This is a genomic window from Paraburkholderia phymatum, assembly GCF_038900715.1.
Lineage (GTDB): Bacteria > Pseudomonadota > Gammaproteobacteria > Burkholderiales > Burkholderiaceae > Paraburkholderia > Paraburkholderia phymatum_A.
Window position 1 is genome coordinate 48,911 of the sequence record NZ_JAYMRZ010000031.1, and the last position, 19,414, is coordinate 68,324.

A 19,414-nucleotide genomic window follows, 5' to 3' on the forward strand; every position below is an offset into this window, starting at 1 on the left:
GGCTTCAGAAGATTTTCCCGAATTTGCTATCGAAGCTCATCACACGAATCGGTCCATTTTTTCGCGGCCGGTGTTTGAACTAGCATTAGCTTGGTGAGGCATTCGAGCGTCATAACCGGGTATCCGCAGAAGAAACAGCTTCCACGATTACTGCTGACGATCTGCGCGGATACAGGTATCGGCCGGAGTCCAGCAGGAACCGGCAAGTTCACGACGCGCGGCCGCCTTGTCGACGCTGACGCAAGGAGAACTGAAATGGGATTGTCGTGGCAACAGGGTCCGCTCTCCTCGGGAGCAATCGGCCGGTTTCTCGTACCCGAATCACTACCCAGCAGACTGTTGTATGCGGAGCCGCTGCGCCGGCGCATGCGCGTGCGTTTCGGTGGAGCCTGGATCGCGGATAGCGAGCACGTCATTCTCCTCTTCGAACCGGGCCGCTATCCCGTCGCCTACTTCCCCGAGAGCGACATCGTGCCCGGTACGCTCGAACGCATCGAACACACCACCCGACACGCCGATCTCGGAGCGACATCGTGGTATGTCGTTCACTCGGGCGAGCAGGCTGCGCAACGAGGGGCCTGGCAGCATACCAGCCTGCCCGCATACGCAAGCGAGTTGCAGGCGCGCGTCGCGTTCGCGTGGCGCGCGATGGACGCCTTCTACGAGGAGGACGAGCGGATCATCGGTCATGCCGCTGACCCGTACCATCGCATCGACATTCGCCAAACGTCCCGCAAGCTTGTCGTGAGGCATGGCGATCGCGTCGTCGCGGACACCACGCGGCCGCTCGTTCTCTATGAATCCGGCTTCGCGCCGCGCTGGTACATTCCTCGCGACGACATCAACGAATCCGCCTTCACGCTTGCGAAGACTCAGACCTTCTGTCCCTACAAGGGAATTTGCAGCTACTACGACATCGGTGATGCGCGTATGGCGGCGTGGTTCTATCCCGAGGCCTATCCTGAGGTCGAGCGAATCTCCAACATGGTGTCGTTCGAGCCGGACATCGTCTCCGTCTATCTCGACGGCACCCAGCTCCGTCTTGAAGCGGGCCAGTCCGTGGTCCCGCATGGCCCCGACCGCGAACTCACGGTCGACGAAGTGCGCCCGGACCGCAAGCGGTGATAAGCCGACATCGGCGGCGAGTTCGCGCGGTTGCGGAGAAGGAACATGCCTAGACTACTTTCGGTGAACGTCGGACTTCCACGCGATATCGAATGGAAAGGCCGCACCGTGCACACCGGAATCTGGAAGGACCCGGTGCACGGCCGCTGTTGGGCCAGGCGACTGAATCTCGACGGCGACGGCCCAAGGCGATCTGGCTGGGCACGGCGGGGAGCAGCGCGCCGTCTTCGTCTATCAGATCGAGTCACATCGCTACTGGCAGGCACAACTGAAAAGGACCGACTTTGTCTTCGGGCAGTTCGGCGAGAACTTTACGATTGAAGGGCTGCCCGACACCGTCGTGTGCATCGGCGACCGTTATCGGATCGGCAATGCGCTGTTCGAAGTCACGCAGCCTCGCGTTACCTGCTATCGCGTCGGCATCCGCACGAACGAACCCCGCATGCCGGCGCTGCTGACATCCAGCAGACGACCTGGCTTCTATCTTCGCGTCCTCCAGGAAGGCGAAGTCGGGGCCGGAGACGAGATCGTCAAAGTGGCAGAAGCAACGGAGCGAATGACCGTTGCGGAGATCAACTCGCTCCTGTATTCGTCCGCTCATCCGCGGGATCAACTGGAGCGCGCGTTGCGGATCGAGGCGCTTTCGCCCGGTTGGCGCTGGTCAATTGAAGCGTTATTGCAGAGTCACGCGGGTGGCGCCGCAAGCGGAAATGCGGGGCTCGCGCCTGCGGCGGCTGCACATCTCGCTGCCGCGGGGTTTAAACCGCTTACGGTGACGGCGATCGAGCCTGAGTCCGCTGACGTCCTCTCGCTCACGCTGCGAAGCGCAGATGGTCAGCCGGTGCAACAGGCGCTCCCCGGTCAGTACGTGGTCCTGCGGCTTCAGCCGACGGTCGGCGGGCCTCCACTTTTCCGTAGCTACTCGCTCTCGGGTGCCGTCTCGACGGAAAGCTATCGGATCAGTGTAAAGATCGAGCCGAACGGGGCAGCGGGACACTACCTGCATGAGCATGTCCATGTGGGCGACGTTCTCGATGTCAGCTCGCCGCGTGGAAGCTTTATCCTGCAACAGGGTGACGGGCCGGTGGTGTTGCTCAGCGCGGGTATCGGCGTGACGCCCGTTCTGGCGATGCTGCATGAGCTGTCGGCGGCGCGCTCGATGCGCCAGGTCTTGTGGCTCCACGCGGCTCGCGACGGACAGCACCACCCGTTCGCCGCCGAAGCCCGCCGACTCTTGCACGCGCTTGCACACGCCCGCAGCTATGTCTGCTACAGCAGGCCGGACTCGCGCGACCGGACGGGAGCGGATTTCGATGCCGCCGGTCATCTGTCCTATCCCGTCATGGAGCAAGCGGGCATTCCTTCGGGAGCGGATGTCTATCTTTGCGGGCCGACCCGCTTCATGGCAGAGATGAAACCGGCGCTCGCGACCTTGGGCATAGCGCCAGAACGGATTCATGTCGAAATTTTCAACGGCGGCGAGTCGTTGAATCCAGGTATTGTCGGTGCACCGACGCGAGCGCCGCATCTGCCGAAAGACGAGGCCGACACGGGCCCCCTCGTATCGTTCGCGCGCAGTGGCATTGCCGCGCACTGGAACGCATCGGCCTACCAGAGCATCCTCGAACTGGCCGAAGCGTGCGATGTGCCCGTGCGGTGGTCGTGTCGCACTGGCGTCTGTCACAACTGCGAGAGCGGATTGATCTCCGGGTCCGTCTCTTACGAGCCTGAGCCGCTCGATCCCGCTGCAAAGGGAAATCTCCTTATCTGCTGCGCGCGGCCACAGGATGACGTGGTGATCGATATCTGAGCCGCGTCGCTGCGCAACTTCACTGCACCGATGACGAACGTCATCGACTGTCGGAGATATCCGGCCGCAGATGAAGAATCAGGGCACCGCATATCAGGGCGAAGCTGACGCGCGGCGCGACGAGTGCAACCAGCATGGCGGTCGTGAAGCCCGCCAGGACAGCGACCGACCGGCGCCTCGCGATGCGTCGCATACGGGCGGATACCAGCGCGGCATCCGTGTGGGCCAATACTTCGCGCTCGAAGAAGTTATAGGCAATGTCGATGCACACGAACAGGCCCGCATAAAACACGACGGGATTCGATGCGAGCTTTGTGCGCGCAATCCATTCGGTTGCAAAGGGCAGCAGCGAAACCATGAACAGATGGATGAAGTTAATCCATATCAGCCGCAGCGTCGCGCGACCGACGAGCCGCATGAGGTGATGGTGGTTGATCCAGATAATGGCGATAAACAGGTAGCTCACCGCATAGCTGATAGCCCAAGGCCACAGGGGCAAGAGTGCGGAGAACGCCGGTTGCTCCGGTGCCTTGAGTTCCAGGACCATGATCGTCACGATCACCGCGAAGACTGCGTCTGAAAATGCGATCAGTCGATCCGCGGTCAGCTTTTTTTCTTCCATGGCAAGCTCCTTTTTTCGTGGCCTTTCATCCTTCGGAACTGGATGCCGCACTCGTCACGCGCGCTGTCGTGTGGCGACTTCATCCCGCTTGACCGCATGATTCGGCCGGATGTCGGCGGCATGCTCCGCGCTGGCTGCGGCCGCTTCCCTCCGGGTATGAGAGCCCGGCGTCTATCGGCCGCGTGTCACACCCACCGGGCGCGTGATGGTGTTCACGACGATTCTGGAACCTTTGTGCGCCACTTCCACTATTTTGTTAGAGCGAACGCGTCGCGACCCGGGCGTACAGCGACTCAAGTATTGCATCGACCGCAAACGGTCCCGCGCCGCTAAAGAGCAGAGCGATTAGCCCGGCGACATACAGCGCATCGGTCTCGTATCCGGGTGGCCCGAACTGCGGAACCCCATTCACGACGGACATCAGTTTGATCGACGTGAATCCGTATTGCAGATGCACCGTGAAGGTGGCGACGAGCAGCACCACGATCATCGGCACCGCGACGAGCGGCACAAATGCGCCAATCAAAATCGCAAAGCCGCCGAGCAGTTCGACGACGATAGTCGCCCACGCCATCCAATGCGGCGCGGGCACGCCGAGCGCATGCAGGATGGCGGCGAAGTTCTCAGGATGCTTGATGATTTTCGCGTATCCATGCGCGATGAAGCCATAACCGACGATGAAGCGGATCGGCAGCGGCGAATAGCGGGTCAAGCGTGCGGCAAGCCATGACGGATCGAAAACGGCAAGAAGGGAGCGGAGGCTGTTCATGAGCAGACGTGGGTAGCTGTGAGGAAAAGAGGCACGCTTCGCTGTGCGTCGTGCGTCCGGTGGGCGGCGATCTCAGACGCCCACTCCATAGATCGACCCGATATCGAATGCGGTTACAGCGGGACACACGTTTCCATGAACGGCGGTGTTCGAGGACCGACGGCACCAGGCCGGAAAAGCGAACCTGAAGACTCGATGAGCTGACGCATGCGCGACGCGCCGCTGACGGAATACGAGTGCGTGGTCGATCTCATCAGCGAATTCTGGCGGTCGGACGTCTGCCAATCGTCGGCGGTTGTGGCGGCATCGGCGCAATCGACTGATCTGGATTCGCGATCCGGTCCGCGCGTGCTTGCGGTTGCTCACCACCGCATCAACCGACGGCCGAGCACTGCGCCAGCCAACGTCGGTGCCGCCATACCGAGCAGATACCACGTCGCCCAGAACGGTGCCTCCATCTCCGGGCAACGCAGGCAATACGTCAGAGCGCCGATCGCGCCGGCCAGCAAGCCCGTCGCTGCGCCGGCGAGCGCGGGGCGTGTCGGCGCCAGTCTGCGCATCGCTCGCAGCAGCATGAACAGCGCAGGAATGGACAGCAGCGCGATGTTCAGCGAGCACGTGCGCCATGTATGGCCGAGGATCAGCGTGCTGCGCGAATCGGCGGACGCGGCGGCCAGCGTCGCCAGCGCGACGAGCCACACGACGACGAACGGCGCGAGCAGCGCGTGCCATGCGCGCCCCACGCGCACGCCGGGCTGCGAAAGCCGTGACGCCACGCATACGGCGGCGATGGTGATCGACAGCGGCAGCGCGACCTTCAGCCAGAACGCGGTCAACGCGAGCCGCGCGATCAGCGCTTGAACGGGTATGCCGCCGGGCACCACGAACGCGAGCATCAGCAGCGCCGCGACGAGGCTGAACGCGACGCCGCCGCCGAGCCGGCACGCCACCGCCGATCTCGACGGCGCGCGCGGCCCATCCGCGAGCATGACGATGAGCTCCTCAGTCTTCATCGGTTTTTCCCCTGATTTTCGCAGCGAGCGCTTTCAGCCCGCGATGCACGCCCACCTTCACGGCCGATTCGGTGAGCCCTGTCGTGGCCGCTGTTTCGGCGACGGAATGTCCCCATATCTTCGTGTGCTCGATCGGCTCTCGCTGACGCGCGGGCAGCGTCGCCAGCAGGCGCGTGAGGTCGCGGCGCGCTTCGAACGAGTCGATGGGCGATGCAGCGATTGCGTCGACATCGTCGTCGAGCGGCTCGAACAGCTCGCCACGGCGCGCGTTCGCGCGAAAGTGGTCTGCCAGCTTGTAGCGCACGATCGCGCTGATCCATGCGGTGAGCGGCACATCGGGTCGGAAGGTGTCGAGCCCCTTGTGAACGGCAATGAGCACTTCCTGAACCAGATCCTCGACGTCGGCTTCCTGCTGCCACAGATGGTTGCGCAGACGGATGCGCAGGTGCCTCGCCAATTCGCAGAGAAAGCGGCAGTACGCGTGCTTGTCGCCGGCTATCGACGCTTCGAGGAGCACGGTAAGTCGGCGCTCGGCGTCCGACACGGTCGCGCTTTCGCGGCCGCGCGCGGTTCGGCTGCTGTCGTCCGAAGCGGGTGCCATTGTCGCGAGCGTCGTCATCGCGAGAGCAATGCACGGGCGGAAGGCAGCGTCAGCGCATGAAAGCGCGCTAACGCCGGTGCCGCATCGACGGTGATGAAAAGCGAAGCTGGACGGCGCATGGTCGTGACGTGTGAGATCGGATGACGCCCGGCCCGGACATGATTCGGACCGCGCGACGCGCGAGGGTGATTAATGAGTAGATCGGCCGAATACGCGCTGTGGTTACACGCGTCGCCTGATGAATGCGCGATCAGGAAAAAATTCCGTCCGCAATCGTCTATGGAATCGGTCGAGCTGACCGACCCGATCGTTCAACGCGCGGGCGCTTGCTGTCCATCGGCGACGCGCGCCGCGCCGACGATCGTGCCATCGGACGCTTCGAGCAGTACCGCCATGTGTTCGCCCGTAACGGCGTTCGCGTGCAGCGTGAGCGGCGCGCCGGACCATAGGCCGATCGGCGCGAAGCCGCGCACGATGTTCGACTCGGTGAGCGTCCGGCCTGCGTTCTCACCGAGTCCGATCGGCGTGACGTGGCGCGCGTCGTAGCCGACCAGCAGTACACGTGCGTGTCCTCGCCCAGGGCCGATCGATACCGACACGCTGCCGCCTTCGCGAGCGGCGTTGACTGTCGCGAGGGTGACGCCTGTCGATTTCGCGTCGTCGATGGCCGAGCTGGCTGCGCCGCGATTCGAGCCGACCACTTCGGCCTTGCCGTCGATCACCATTTCCGGCGTGTATGCAAAGTCGCGGAACCGCTTGACGTACTGCGCCTGACGCGCATCGACGGCTTCGAACGAAAACGGATCTTTCCAGCCGAGCTGGTTCCAGTATGTGACGTGAAATGCGAGCGGCAACACGTCGGTGCGCGTGTCGCTCAGTTCCGACAGATAGCGGTCGGCGGGCGGGCACGATGAACAGCCCTGCGACGTGAACAGCTCGACGACGACGGGACGCGGCCCGGCGGCGAATGCGTGCGATGCGAGCAGCGTCGCGGCCCCGGCGCAGATGACAGCGAGAGAACGGGCGAACATGTGCTGACTCCTGATGACGACGGTATCGTTAGTTCGATTGGCGGCGCGTGCGGGTTAGAGTTGCGTCAGCGAAGAAACCGAGGTACGTCGGCGTGTGCGCCGAGTGTGGCGCTTCGGCGGTGGTGTTGGCCGCCGCGCGCAATCCAGGCGAGCGCCTCGTCGACGGCGCGCGGCAGAGTGATGGTTCAAGTTAGTTCGTTGGCCGCGCGACAACGGTTACACGTCGGCAGTAGACAGGCTCCGACAGGAGGCCATCGCGCTCAGCTGCCGAAATAGATGTTGCAGAAACTGACGGGCCCCACACAGTCGTCATGCGGCGTGGGAGGAGTCTGCATCGGCATCTTCGAGGCATCCTTCGAAGCGCCCGATTCCGTGTTGCCGCTCGCCTGCGCGCCAACGCCGCTGTCGTGCGCGTGTGTCGCGCGCATCTGGTCGACCTGATGCTGATAGACGGGGCTCACGTCCGGATACGACGCATCAGTGACGAACGACAAGCCGTTCTGCTGCGCCTCGATCAACTGTTGCCGCACCTGTTCGCGCGTCAATCCCTGAGCATGCGCAGCGCCCACATAAGCGGCTGAAGCAAACGAAAGCATCGCGATACCGACGAACTTGTGAACTCGCATGGTCCTGTCCTCCTTGCTAATGAATGTTGGGGCGACATGCGCGGCGTCACGAATCAACGTTCGCGTGTGGCGCGTTGCGTTGGTCTTTGGGTCGATCAGGCGCGCATATCCCAACGCGCTGCACGCGCAGCGCGGCGTACCGGCGAACGTCGGACGCATCGGTTTGCGTCGTGCTTCGTTGCGGTTGCAAAGAGTAGATCGGGGTGATCGAAGCGGTGGTTACATCGTGCCGAAGTTCGAGATGCAAGAGATGAAGCTCGAATTCGCGGTCGTGGCAGCGACCGTTCCGGTATGGGTGGCCGCATGCGGCGCGGATCGGATCGAACCAAGGATCGGTCCACCCGGATCAACCATGATATATTGAATATCTAGAGCTTCTCCCGGGCTGGAAGGTCCATCACCGCGCGCAACGCGCGTTCATCTCCAGGTTCCGCAATGTTCGACCCTTCGCTGTTTGGCCGTCTTTCGTTCACGCACGCCGAGCCGGGCAAGGGCCCGTTGCCGCCCGGCCGTCATCGTCTGGGAATCGTCGATGAGCGCGACGCGGTTCTGTTCGTGCCGACCGGTCTCGATGCACAAGGTACGCAACCAGGTACGCAACGCCCCGTGCCGCTCTTCGTGATGTTTCATGGCGCGGGCGGTTTCCCGGAGAAGGTGTTGCCGTTCATCGAAGAGCACGCCGAGCGCGACAAATTCCTCGTGCTCGCGCCGCATTCGATGTATCCGACGTGGGACATCGTGATCGGCGGAAGCGGTCCGGACCTCGAGCGGCTCAATCGGGCGCTCGTCGAAGTGAGCACGCGCTATCGCATCGACCGTGGCCGCCTCGCGTTCGCGGGCTTCTCGGACGGCGCGAGCTACGCGCTGTCGATCGGCATCACGAACGGCGACATCGCAAGCCACGTGATCGCGTTTTCCGGCGGCTTCATGTCGGTCTTCATGCAGGAGGGCGTGCCCAAGGTATTCATCGCGCACGGCTTGCGCGACGAACAGCTTCCCATCGAAACCAGCGGCCGCGCGAACGCAGTGAAGCTGAAGTCAGCCGGCTATGACGTGCAATACGTCGAATTCAACGGCTTGCATGCGATCCAGCCGGCCGTCGTCGGCATGGCGATCCAGTTCTTCCTCGGCTAGCTTGCGCGAAGTCGAGCGCCGCGCCACCGGACCACAACCGATACGAGTGCGTTTATGGACTTTGAAATTCCGGAATCACTGGTGCATCCTCTGCTCGCGATGATCGAATCCGAATCGCCGCTGGCGCGACAGCTCAATCAGCACAGTGCGTGCCACGGCAACATGCTGGTGTCGAGCAAGCTGTTCGATTCGAAGTCGCTGAATACGCTGTATTCGCTGAGCAAGGCGAACAACGAGCGCGCGCTGATGTTCCAGATGCTCGCGCTCGACAACATCTACAACGCGCCGCAGGCACGCACGATTCCGGGCCTCGATCAACTGGTGCCGGGCTTGATCGCGTATCTGTCGCGCGATGCGATCGACGGCTGGCTGTACAAGCGCGCGAAGGACGGCACGCTGCTGCCGTGGCTCGTGCGCCGCATGCGTTACGTCGAACCCGAGCAGGGCATGCCGTATGTCGTCATCGATATGCTGGCGAACACGATGCAATCGGCGAACTCCGAGCACACCGACCCGCACATGCGCCTCTCAGGCATGACGACATCGCTTGTGTTCAACCGTCTCGACGTCGCGAACCGCACGATCCCCGAACTGCTCGCCGAATTCGGCTTCTACAAGGAGTGTCCGGAATTCAAGCGCGAATACGAGCAGTACGCGCGTCGCTTTCTGGCGTTTCAACCGCGCTTCGGCGCGCAGTTCGTCGTGTCGAAAGCGACCTTTACCGTCGATGCGAAGGGCGCCGCGGAGTTGACACGAATTGTCGATGGTGTGAGCGCAAAGTGCGTCAACGACGAGGAGACGCTGGAGCGGCGCTTTCAGATGACAGCCGATGCCGATTTCTGGCGCGGCGCGAATGTCGCCGGCGGCTTCGACAAGGTGCCGCTGCATTGCTACGTCTGCCTGTATCACCTGGAATGGCACCGGAATATCTGGGTGCACGTGCAGAACATGACCGAGTACCAGTACCAGCCCGAACTGCGCGACAAGCTGGTTCTGCCCGAGCATCATCGCGATCTGATCGACATTCTGACGTCGAAGCTGAACGTGTTCGTGCAGGACTTCGTGCCGGGCAAGTCGGGCGGCACGACGATTCTGTGCCAGGGCGCGCCCGGACTCGGCAAGACGCTGACGGCGGAGATCTATTCGGAAGTGGTCGGCAAGCCGCTGTACCGCGTGCATTCGGGGCAGCTCGGCACGACGGCGGCATCCGTCGGCGCGACGCTGTCCGGCATCTTGCAGCGCGCGACGCGCTGGGACGCGATCCTGCTGCTCGACGAAGCGGACGTCTACATCCGCCGCCGCGACAACGACCTCGAGCACAACGCGATCGTCGCGGAGTTCCTGCGCACGCTCGAGTACTTCAACGGCTTGCTGTTCATGACGACCAACCGGATCGACGATGTCGACGACGCGATCCTGTCGCGCTGCATCGCGAAGATCCAGTACGAGACGCCGCCGGGGCGCGATGCCGTCCGTCTATGGAAGCTGCTCGCCGAGCAGTTGGGCGCGGACATCGACGACGATCTGATCGAAACGCTGACGAGCGCCTACCCGAAAGCGAGCGGCCGGGACATCAAGGAACTGCTGAAGCTGACCACGCGCTATTGCCGCGCGAAACAGATTCCGCTGTCGGAGCAGGCATTCAGGACGTGCGCGATGTTTCGCGGGCATGCGTGACCGCGTGCGTTTGTAACGCTAATGCTAATGCTCACGTCAGCGGTGCGCGGATGACAGCGTGACGTATCGAGAGGGCCGGGGCCATTTGCATGTGCATGGCCCGGCCGATCTCTTCACGCATTACGCGCGCTTCACTTTCTTCACGCGAGGCTTTGCGTCGTCAACGGCAGCGCATGAACGCGCTTGCCCGTGGCCGCGAAAATCGCATTCGCAACAGCCGGCCCGACAGGCGCCACGCCCGGCTCGCCGATGCCCGTCGGCGCTTCCGTCGAAGGGACGATGTGCACTTCGACTTGCGGCATCGCGTCGATGCGCAGCACACGGTAGCCGTCGAAGTTGTTCTGCTCGATGCGGCCGTCCTTCAACGTGATCGCGCCATACAGTACAGCGCCCAGTCCGAAGCCGATGCCGCCTTCGATCTGCGCCGCGATCACGTCAGGGTTGATCGCCGTGCCGCAATCCACCGCGCAGACGACGCGATCCACCTTGACCTTGCCGTCCTTGTCGATCGAGACCTCGGCGACCTGCGCGACGAACGTGTGGAACGCTTCGGCCACTGCGATTCCGCGTCCCTTGCCGTGCGGCAAAGGCTTGTTGCTCCAGCCCGCCTTCTGCGCGGCCAGATCGAGCACGGCGCGCATGCGCGGCTGATGTTCGAGCAGATCGCGCCGGAACGTGTACGGGTCCTTGCCGGCTGCATGCGCTGCTTCGTCCATGAACGCCTCGACGGCAAAGGCCGTGTGCGAGCTGCCGACCACGCGCCACCACAGCACGGGCACACCCGTGCGCGTCGTCGACAGCTGGACCGAGATGTTCGGAATCGCATACGCGATGTTCGCGGCGCCTTCCACCGACGTTCCGTCGATGCCGTTCTTCACCATCGCTGCAAACGGCGTGTCGGCGACGATCGACTGGCCGACGATCCGGTGCTGCCAGCCGACGAGCTTGCCGTCGCGCGTGAGTCCTGCTTCGAGCTTGTGGAAATACATCGGCCGATAGAGACCGCCGTGGATGTCGTCCTCGCGCGTCCACTGAAGCTTGACGGGCGTGCCGTTCGCGCCGAGCGCCTTCGCAATCGACACCGCTTCGGAGATGTAGTCCGAGCCCGGATTCGCGCGCCGGCCAAAGCTGCCGCCCGCATACAGCGTGTGAATGCTGACCTGCTGCGGCTGCAAGCCCGCCGCGCGCGCGGCGTTCGCCTGATCGATGGTCTGGAACTGGTCGCCTGCCCAGATTTCGCAGCTATCGGCTGTGAGCTTGACGACGGCATCGAGCGGCTCCATCGGCGCGTGGGCGAGATACGGGAACTCATAGCTCGCGGAAATCTTGCGCGCCGCGCCCTGAATCGCCTTCGAGGCGTCGCCTTCGGTGCGAGCGGGCAGGCCCTGCTTCTCTGCGATCTTGCGATACTCGGCCATGATGTCCGCCGAGCTGCGCTTCTCCGCGTGCGAGTCGTCCCATTCGATCTTCAACGCATCGCGGCCCTGCTTCGCTGCCCAGAAGCTCTTGCCGACGACGGCGACGCCGCGCGGCACCTGCACCACATCGACGACGCCGGGCACCGCCTTGGCCGCCGACGCATCGAACGACTTCACGGTCGCGCCGAACTGCGGCGGACGCTGCATCACGGCGACGAGCATGCCGGGGAACGTGACGTCGATCGTGAATTGCGCGGTGCCGTCGGTTTTCGACGGCACGTCGACGCGCGGCGACTGGCTGCCGATCAGCTTGAAATCCTTCGGGTCCTTGAGCGTGGCCTGGTCCGGCACGGGCAGTTTTGCTGCTGCCGTCGACAGCGATCCGTAGGTCGCGCGCTTGCCGCTCGCGTCGTGATAGACGACGCCGCGCTCGGTGCGCAACTCGGACGCGGGCACCTTCCATTGCTGCGCGGCCGCCGTGACGAGCATCACGCGGGCCTTGGCGCCCGCTTCGCGCAACTGCATCCACGAATTGGCCATCGCCGAGCTGCCGCCCGTTCCCTGTATCGTGCCGAACGCGAGATTCGCGTAGCGCTTCGCATCGGCGGGCGCGCTCTCGACGCGGACGTGCGTCCAGTCCGCGTCGAGTTCTTCGGCGAGGATCGTCGCGATGCCTGTGTACGCGCCCTGGCCCATCTCGACGTGCTTGGCGATCACGGTCACGCTGTCGTCAGTGCCGACTCGCAGAAACGCGTTCGGCGCGAACGTGCCGCTCGCCGTTTCAGCGGCGACCGCACGCCGCGACGTGCCGGCCCATTCGAAGCCGACGGTCAGCGCTAGTGCCGCCGCGCTGGCGCCTTTGAGGAACGTGCGTCGCGACGGACGCTGAACATCAACGATATCGGTCGTCATCGCTTTATCCCTTGTTGACCAGAGTTAGCGCTTCACTGCTTGCAGTGGTCCCATGCACGGAGGCGCGGTCGGCCAGAGTCAGCGCGTCAGCGCTGCCAGCGCGCCCAGCCAGACTTAGCCCCTCGCTCCCGTCCGACGCAACCTGATTGCGCATCGCCCCCGCCGCATCGTGAATCGCCGCGCGAATGCGCGTGTACGTCGCGCAGCGGCAGATGTTGCCGCTCATCGCGGAGTCGATGTCGGCGTCGGTGGGCTTCGGGTTTTGCGCGAGCAACGCAGCCGCGGACATGATCTGCCCCGACTGGCAGTAGCCGCACTGCGGCACCTGCAACTTGACCCATGCGGCTTGCACGGCCTTGGCCGGCTTGCCTTGCAGTCCTTCGATCGTCGTGACATGGCGGCCTTCGACAGCCGACAGCGGCGTGACGCACGAGCGTATCGGCTGCCCTTCGAGATGGACCGTGCACGCGCCGCATTGCGCCATGCCGCAGCCGAACTTCGTTCCGTGCAGGCCCGCGACTTCGCGGATCGCCCATAGCAGCGGCATGTTGGGATCGGCGTCCAGCGTCGTGGACTTGCCGTTGAGAACCAAAGTGGTGGACATCGATGACTCCGAGTGTGGATCGGGTGCTGATCGTTCGTGCTCGCGACGTTTAGCGGCCGGTGTCATACGGCGGGAGAACCGCGCGGCGGGAGAACTGCGGCGAAGCGCTCGCTGCGGTTGTCCGTGCTTTAACGGCCATGCCGTGCGGGGCGCTGACGAAGCAATGGGAACCTGAGGAGTGTGGCTCAAAGCGGGCGTTTTCTGTTATTCGGAAACTCTGGAAGTCTTGCCTAATCCTGCTGGACCGTTCGTCGGCCGGCGCGATGCAGGAGGCGTATATTCGCCATGTGGCGCGTCGATTCCGTCATGATCCCGACGATCAGGAGAGCCGCCGATGAACAATCGATCGTTGAAGTGCTCGCTCGCGGCCATCTGGCTCTGCGCGTTTGCGTCGGCGGGAATTGCGCAGGAAGCGCGCGTGATGTCCGGATCGACGCCCGTCTATGTCTCCGACTTCGAACTCGATGCGGCCAACGTGACGCCGGACCAAAGCCGGCTGAGCAGGGCGCGTCGCCTTGCAGGCAGCGTGTCCCCGCTGCATCTGACACAGCAGGACCCGCAGGCGAAGTCCCAACAGATCGTCGCCGGGATGTCCGATACGCTGATCGCCGATCTGCGGAGCAAAGGCGTCGATGCGCGCCATCTTTCCGGCGGCGCCGAAGTGCCTGCGCAAGGCTGGCTGGTGCGCGGCGTTTTCTTGAGCGTGGACGAGGGCAATCGCGTGCGGCGCGCCGTGGTGGGCTTCGGCGCGGGACAAGGCAAGATCGAACTCGCGATCGCAATCGATGCGTTGCCCAATCCGACGCCGCAACCGCTTTATCAGGAGATTGAAGGCCAATCGGGCAAGCACGCACCGGGTGCGATGGTCAAGCTCAACCCCTATGTGGCCGCGGCCAGGTATGTGATGGCAGGCAACGACGAGAAGGCAAACATCAAAGAGGTGGCGGGGCAGGTCGCCGATGCTGTCGTCGCGCGAATGAAAGAGCACGCCGACGCGCCGCAGCAGTGAGCGGCGCGCTCCCACCAACGCGCTTTCTCAGACGCGCCACGCCTCGCCTTCAGGAAAGCCGTGCTTGTCGAGCGACGCGGCCTTCATCTCGATGCTGTAGCCGGGGCGTTGCGGCGGCATGTAGCGTCCGTTGCGAATCACGACGGGATCGACGAAGTGCTCGTGCAGGTGATCGACGTATTCGAGCACGCGGTTTTCCAGCGAAGCCGACACGCAGATATAGTCGAACAGCGAAATATGCTGGACGTACTCGCACAATCCGACGCCGCCCGCATGCGGACACACGGGCACGCCGAACTTCGCCGCCATCAGCAGCACGACGATCACCTCGTTCAATCCGCCGAGACGGCAGCTATCCACCTGACAAAAATCGATGGCCTGCGCCTGGAGCAACTGCTTGAACATCACGCGGTTGTGGCAATGCTCGCCCGTCGCGACGCCGATGGGATGAAGGCGCTGGCGGATCGCCGCGTGGCCGAGAATGTCGTCGGGGCTCGTCGGCTCTTCGATCCACCACGGATCGAACTCCGCGAGACGCCGCATGTTCGTGACGGCTTCATCGACGTCCCATACCTGATTCGCGTCCATCATCAGCTTGAGGTTTTCGCCGATCTCCTCGCGCAATATTCGCGCGCGCCGCACGTCCTCTTCGAGATTGCCGCCGACTTTCTGCTTGAAGTGCGTCCAGCCCTGCGCGACGCCTTCGCGCGCGAGCCGGCGAATCTTGTTGTCGTCGTAGCCGAGCCAGCCGGCCGATGTCGTGTACGCCGGATAGCCGTGCGCGAGCATTTCCTTTTCGCGCGCGCCTTTCGTGCTCGCGTGACGATGCAGCATCGCAATGGCTTCGTGCGGCGTGATCGCGTCCGTCACATAGCGGAAGTCGAGACAGCGCACGAGTTCTTCCGGGCTCATGTCGACGAGCAGCTTCCACACGGGCTTGCCTTCCGCTTTGGCCCACAGGTCCCACACCGCGTTCACGACAGCCGCCGTCGCCAGATGGATCGCGCCTTTGTCAGGACCGATCCAGCGCAACTGACTATCCGATGTCACCTCGCGCCAGAAAGCGCCCATGTTCGCGGCGATATCTTCGAGGCGCTTGCCGATGACGAGCGGCGCCAATGCATTGACGGCCGCCACGCAGATTTCATTGCCGCGTCCGATCGTGAACGTGAGGCCATGACCCGCGAGCCTGTTCGGCGAATCGGTTTCGAGCGTGACGTAAGTGGCGGAGTAGTCCGGCGCGGCGTTCATTGCGTCGGAGCCATCAAGGGAACGCGAAGTGGGAAAGCGGATGTCCTGAACGGACAGCCTGGTGATCGTGGTCATCTGAGCAACCTCCCGGGGGCGATAGCTGTCGGCTTCCGTCTGCGAAGAAAGACGGACCGGCTCGTGCATGCAAGCGCCACGTAAGGCCCGATAAGGGAAATCACCGAGCGTATTGACTAAGCGTTTGCACGCGTTGACAACACTTCATTCACTTCCTAGCATGCTAGCATGTCTTAAGGAAATCAAGCGCGCCGTGAGCACTTCATCCGATGCAGCGAGTGCCGTCAGTAATCCGTATGACGCATTGCCGAAGATCAGGGGCGGCGAGCGGGGCAGCCTGACCGACGCAGTCGAACAGGCGCTGAGAGAAGCGATCGTGACGCTGGTGCTGGAACCGGGGATGATGATCGACAAGATCGCGGTCTGCGAACGGATGGGCGTATCGCGCTTTCCGGTTTCCGCTGCGTTGGCGAGGCTCGCGCATGCGGGCCTGGTCGAAGTGCTTCCGCAGCGCGGCACGCGCGTCAAGCCGATCGCGCTCGAGGACATTCGTCAGCATCTGTTCATCCGTAGCGCGCTTGAAGTCGAGACCGTGCGCGATGTCGCGCTGATGCACGACAAGGCGACACTCGATGCACTCGCAATCAATCTCGATGAGCAGCGCAAAGCAGTCAAGAGTGGTGAGCGCCTTGCATTTCATGTACTCGATCTGGCTTTTCACGAAGTTCTGCTCGACGCCGTCAATCTGCCGCGAGTGAAGGAAATCGTCGCGGTGTCGCGCAATGCACTCGATCGCGCGAGGCAATTGCTGGCAAGTCCCGAGCGGCTCGTGCATACGCTCGAAGAGCACGAGATCATCTTCGAAGCGATTCGCAGCGGAAAGGCGGACGTGGCGGCGAAAGCGATGCACGGTCATCTGGATCAGGTGGTCGCCGAGTTGCGCCGGTCTGCGAAGGAAAGGCCGGATCTTTTCGGGCCGTAACGACTCACACGATGATGAATCCGCGTACCTGAACGACTTTTATGCAGCGCCAAAGCTCGCTGCATGGGATCAAGGGGGTCCCGGCAATGTGTCTGGCTTTTCGTTCTGTTTCCAGTCCTGAAAGACAACGACGACCAGCGCTTCTCCCGTCCGCTTCCCGCGACGAGGCCATTGGCCGTCGTGTCGGAGCCGGCGGCCGTCAGCTATTTGTCGGCAGGTCCGCGCCATGACACCGCTCATTGCCGTCAATAAGCTTAGCAAGAGCTTTCCGGGTGTAAGGGCGCTGCATGAGGTCCAGTTCGAACTCATGGCGGGCGAAGTCCACGCGCTAATGGGCGAGAACGGCGCGGGCAAGTCGACGCTGATGAAAATTCTCGCGGGCGTCTATACGCGCGATTCGGGCGAGATTCTCTATGACGGCAAGCCCGTCGAGTTCACGTGTCCGCGCGACGCGCAGGCCGCGGGCGTCGGCATCATTCATCAGGAACTGCAACTGATGAATCATCTGAGCGTCGCGCAGAACATTTTCATCGGACGAGAGCCGCGCGGACGGCTCGGCCTCTTCCTCGACGAAGACAGGCTCAATGCGCAAGCCGCCGATATTCTCGCGCGCATGCACGTGAGGCTCGACCCGCGCAAGGTGGTCGGCACGCTGACGGTCGCGAGTCAGCAGATGGTCGAGATCGCGAAAGCATTGTCGTTCGACTCACGCGTGCTGATCATGGACGAGCCCACTTCCGCGCTCAATGACGCCGAGATCGCCGAGCTTTTTCGCATCATCCGTCAGTTGAAGGAAAGAGGTGTGGGGATCATCTACATCTCGCACAAGATGGATGAGCTGAAGCAGATTTCCGATCGCGTCACGGTGCTGCGCGACGGCGAATACGTCGCGACGGTGGCCACGGCCGACACCAGCGTTCAGGCGATCATCGGCATGATGGTGGGCCGCACGCTGGCCGACGTGACGCCGACGCACGGCACCACGGAGACGGGCGACGTCGCGCTCGAAGTAAAGCATCTCAACGCCGGCCCGCTCGTCAGGGATGTGAGCTTCACGCTGCGCAAAGGCGAGATTTTGGGCTTTGCCGGCCTGATGGGCGCGGGCCGCACCGAGGTTGCACGCGCCGTGTTCGGCGCCGATCCCGTCGAATCCGGCGATATCTTCGTGAACGGCTTGAGGGCGGTGATCAAAAGGCCAAGCGACGCCGTGGCGCGCGGGATCGGCTATCTGTCCGAGGACCGCAAGCGCTTCGGCCTTGCAACGGGGATGGACGTCGAATCGAATATCGTGATGTCCGACCTGGGCAAATTCCTGTCGCTCAAATTTTTCCTGCGCCGCACGCAGATGCGCAAGGCGGCGACCCGCTTCATCAGTCTGCTCGCGATCCGCACGCCTTCGCCGACACAGCCCGTGCGGCTTTTGTCGGGCGGCAACCAGCAGAAGATCGTGATTGCAAAATGGCTCGAACGGGACTGCGACGTGCTCTTCTTCGACGAGCCGACGCGCGGCATCGACGTCGGCGCGAAGAGCGAAATCTACAAGCTGCTGCGCTCGCTCGCCGGGCAAGGCAAGGCGATTGTGATGATCTCGTCGGAATTGCCGGAAATCCTGCGCATGAGCGATCGCATCGTGGTGATGTGCGAAGGCCGCATCACGGGCGAACTGTCCGCGAGCGAAGCGACGCAAGAGCGCATCATGCATCTCGCGACGCAGCGCGAAACCTTGAAAGCAGCCTGATTCTCAAGAGGTCGAGTACATGACACAGCCATCGGATACTGCCGCGCTGTCCAGCGAAAGACGAACATCGGGGCTGAGAGCCCGTGTCTTTTCGCCGACTGCCCTGCAAAAGCTGCTCGCTTTCACGAGCCTGATCCTGTTGCTGATCTTCTTCAGCTTCGCGTCGCCCGCATTCATGCAGATGGACAACATCCTCGGCATTTTGCAGGCGACGGCCGTCAACGGCGTGCTTGCGATCGCGAGCACGTTCGTCATCATCACGGGGGGCATCGATCTGTCCGTCGGCACGTTGATGACCTTTACGGCCGTCATTTGCGGCGTGTTTCTCACGTACTGGCATTTGCCGATGTGGATTGGCGTGGTCGCTGCAATTGCAACGGGTGCGGTCTGCGGAACGGTATCGGGCACGCTGACGGCGAAAATGAAGATCCCGCCGTTCATCGCGACGCTCGGCATGATGCTGCTGCTGAAAGGCCTTTCACTCGTCGTGTCCTCCGATCAGCCGATCTATTTCACCGACACCGAGAACTTCTACATGATCTCGCAGGACTCGCTGATCGGCTATTTCCTGCCCAGCGTGCCCGTGCCGAATGCGGTGCTGATCCTCTTCGCTCTTGCGATCGTGAGTTCGATCGCGCTCAATCGCACGGCGCTCGGCCGCTATACGTTTGCGCTCGGCAGCAATGAAGAAGCCGTGCGGCTTTCCGGCGTGAACGTGGACCGCTGGAAGATCGCGATTTACGGCGTGGGCGGCGCGATTTGCGGCGTCGCCGGACTGCTGATTGCGTCGCGTTTGAACTCGGCGCAGCCGGCGCTGGGCCAGGGCTACGAGCTGGAAGCGATTGCGGCCGTCGTCATCGGCGGCACGTCGCTTAGCGGCGGCTCGGGCACGATACTGGGCACGATCATCGGGGCATTCATCATGAGCGTGCTGACCAACGGGCTGCGCATCATGTCCGTTGCGCAGGAATGGCAGATTGTGGTGACGGGGCTCATTATCATTCTCGCGGTCTACGCTGATATCCTGCGACGCAAGAAGGGCGGCTGACACGGTACGGGACAAGATCAAGAAGGGGA

16 protein-coding genes and 1 pseudogene are annotated in these 19,414 nt (G+C 63.0%); 8 read left to right on the forward strand and 9 right to left on the reverse strand.

Features of this window, described 5'->3' with window-relative positions:
* Positions 1-339 precede the first annotated feature (339 nt).
* Together VSR68_RS37260 and VSR68_RS37265 are read left to right on the forward strand one after the other, a co-directional pair.
* The gene (locus VSR68_RS37260; RefSeq protein WP_342944534.1) at positions 340-1,125 is read left to right on the forward strand and encodes a DUF427 domain-containing protein; all 786 of its coding nucleotides are present in this window, start codon (positions 340-342) and stop codon (positions 1,123-1,125) included.
* Between the two features lie 238 nt (positions 1,126-1,363).
* Positions 1,364-2,935 (forward strand): MOSC and FAD-binding oxidoreductase domain-containing protein, encoded by a 1,572-nt coding sequence (locus VSR68_RS37265; protein ID WP_342944576.1) that lies wholly within the window; start codon positions 1,364-1,366, stop codon positions 2,933-2,935.
* Between the two features lie 40 nt (positions 2,936-2,975).
* On the opposite strand, the gene VSR68_RS37270 is transcribed toward VSR68_RS37265, so the two are convergent.
* The 6 genes from VSR68_RS37270 to VSR68_RS37295 form a co-directional block, all read right to left on the reverse strand.
* Positions 2,976-3,557: a TMEM175 family protein gene (locus VSR68_RS37270; protein ID WP_342944535.1), complete on the reverse strand. Its 582-nt coding sequence runs from the start codon at positions 3,555-3,557 to the stop codon at positions 2,976-2,978.
* Positions 3,558-3,813: 256 nt separating this feature from the next.
* The gene (locus VSR68_RS37275) at positions 3,814-4,326 is read right to left on the reverse strand and encodes a DoxX family protein (RefSeq protein ID WP_342944536.1); all 513 of its coding nucleotides are present in this window, start codon (positions 4,324-4,326) and stop codon (positions 3,814-3,816) included.
* Positions 4,327-4,688: 362 nt separating this feature from the next.
* The gene (locus VSR68_RS37280) at positions 4,689-5,339 is read right to left on the reverse strand and encodes a DUF1109 domain-containing protein (protein WP_342944537.1); all 651 of its coding nucleotides are present in this window, start codon (positions 5,337-5,339) and stop codon (positions 4,689-4,691) included.
* Positions 5,329-5,940 (reverse strand): sigma-70 family RNA polymerase sigma factor, encoded by a 612-nt coding sequence (locus VSR68_RS37285; RefSeq protein WP_342944538.1) that lies wholly within the window; start codon positions 5,938-5,940, stop codon positions 5,329-5,331. The genes VSR68_RS37280 and VSR68_RS37285 overlap by 11 nt, the downstream gene beginning before the upstream one ends.
* A gap of 311 nt (positions 5,941-6,251) precedes the next feature.
* A complete protein-coding gene (locus VSR68_RS37290; RefSeq protein ID WP_342944539.1) occupies positions 6,252-6,971 on the reverse strand; it encodes a DUF1223 domain-containing protein in 720 nt (239 codons plus the stop codon).
* A gap of 260 nt (positions 6,972-7,231) precedes the next feature.
* Complete coding sequence (locus tag VSR68_RS37295; RefSeq protein WP_428983673.1) at positions 7,232-7,567, reverse strand: DUF4148 domain-containing protein; 336 nt, start codon at positions 7,565-7,567, stop codon at positions 7,232-7,234.
* Between the two features lie 465 nt (positions 7,568-8,032).
* On the opposite strand from VSR68_RS37295, the gene VSR68_RS37300 reads away from it, so the two are divergent.
* Together VSR68_RS37300 and VSR68_RS37305 are read left to right on the forward strand one after the other, a co-directional pair.
* Complete coding sequence (locus tag VSR68_RS37300; RefSeq protein ID WP_342944541.1) at positions 8,033-8,731, forward strand: esterase; 699 nt, start codon at positions 8,033-8,035, stop codon at positions 8,729-8,731.
* A 54-nt stretch (positions 8,732-8,785) separates the two neighbouring features.
* Positions 8,786-10,408 (forward strand): ATP-binding protein, encoded by a 1,623-nt coding sequence (locus VSR68_RS37305; protein ID WP_342944542.1) that lies wholly within the window; start codon positions 8,786-8,788, stop codon positions 10,406-10,408.
* A gap of 140 nt (positions 10,409-10,548) precedes the next feature.
* Here VSR68_RS37305 and VSR68_RS37310 read toward each other — a convergent pair whose 3' ends face one another.
* Both VSR68_RS37310 and VSR68_RS37315 read right to left on the reverse strand, forming a co-directional pair.
* Entirely contained in the window at positions 10,549-12,738 is a 2,190-nt protein-coding gene (locus VSR68_RS37310; protein WP_342944543.1) for a xanthine dehydrogenase family protein molybdopterin-binding subunit, read from the reverse strand.
* A gap of 148 nt (positions 12,739-12,886) precedes the next feature.
* Positions 12,887-13,342: pseudogene (locus VSR68_RS37315) on the reverse strand ((2Fe-2S)-binding protein); the annotation flags it as partial.
* A gap of 334 nt (positions 13,343-13,676) precedes the next feature.
* Here VSR68_RS37315 and VSR68_RS37320 point away from each other — a divergent pair.
* The gene (locus tag VSR68_RS37320; protein ID WP_342944544.1) at positions 13,677-14,351 is read left to right on the forward strand and encodes a DUF4410 domain-containing protein; all 675 of its coding nucleotides are present in this window, start codon (positions 13,677-13,679) and stop codon (positions 14,349-14,351) included.
* 27 nt (positions 14,352-14,378) lie between these two features.
* On the opposite strand, the gene VSR68_RS37325 is transcribed toward VSR68_RS37320, so the two are convergent.
* On the reverse strand, positions 14,379-15,677 hold the full coding sequence (locus tag VSR68_RS37325) for an L-fuconate dehydratase (protein ID WP_342944545.1): 1,299 nt from the start codon (positions 15,675-15,677) through the stop codon (positions 14,379-14,381).
* 160 nt (positions 15,678-15,837) lie between these two features.
* Between VSR68_RS37325 and VSR68_RS37330 the strand changes: the two genes are divergently transcribed.
* The 3 genes from VSR68_RS37330 to VSR68_RS37340 all read left to right on the forward strand — a co-directional run bounded on the left by VSR68_RS37330 (position 15,838) and on the right by VSR68_RS37340 (position 19,385).
* Positions 15,838-16,599, forward strand: a complete 762-nt coding sequence (locus VSR68_RS37330; protein WP_342944546.1) for a GntR family transcriptional regulator — start codon at positions 15,838-15,840, stop codon at positions 16,597-16,599.
* Positions 16,600-16,825: 226 nt separating this feature from the next.
* Entirely contained in the window at positions 16,826-18,337 is a 1,512-nt protein-coding gene (locus tag VSR68_RS37335; RefSeq protein WP_342944547.1) for a sugar ABC transporter ATP-binding protein, read from the forward strand.
* 19 nt (positions 18,338-18,356) lie between these two features.
* Positions 18,357-19,385 carry an ABC transporter permease gene (locus tag VSR68_RS37340; protein WP_342944548.1) on the forward strand — a complete coding sequence of 343 codons (1,029 nt, stop codon included), beginning with the start codon at positions 18,357-18,359 and terminating at the stop codon, positions 19,383-19,385.
* The last annotated feature ends 29 nt before the right edge of the window (positions 19,386-19,414 follow it).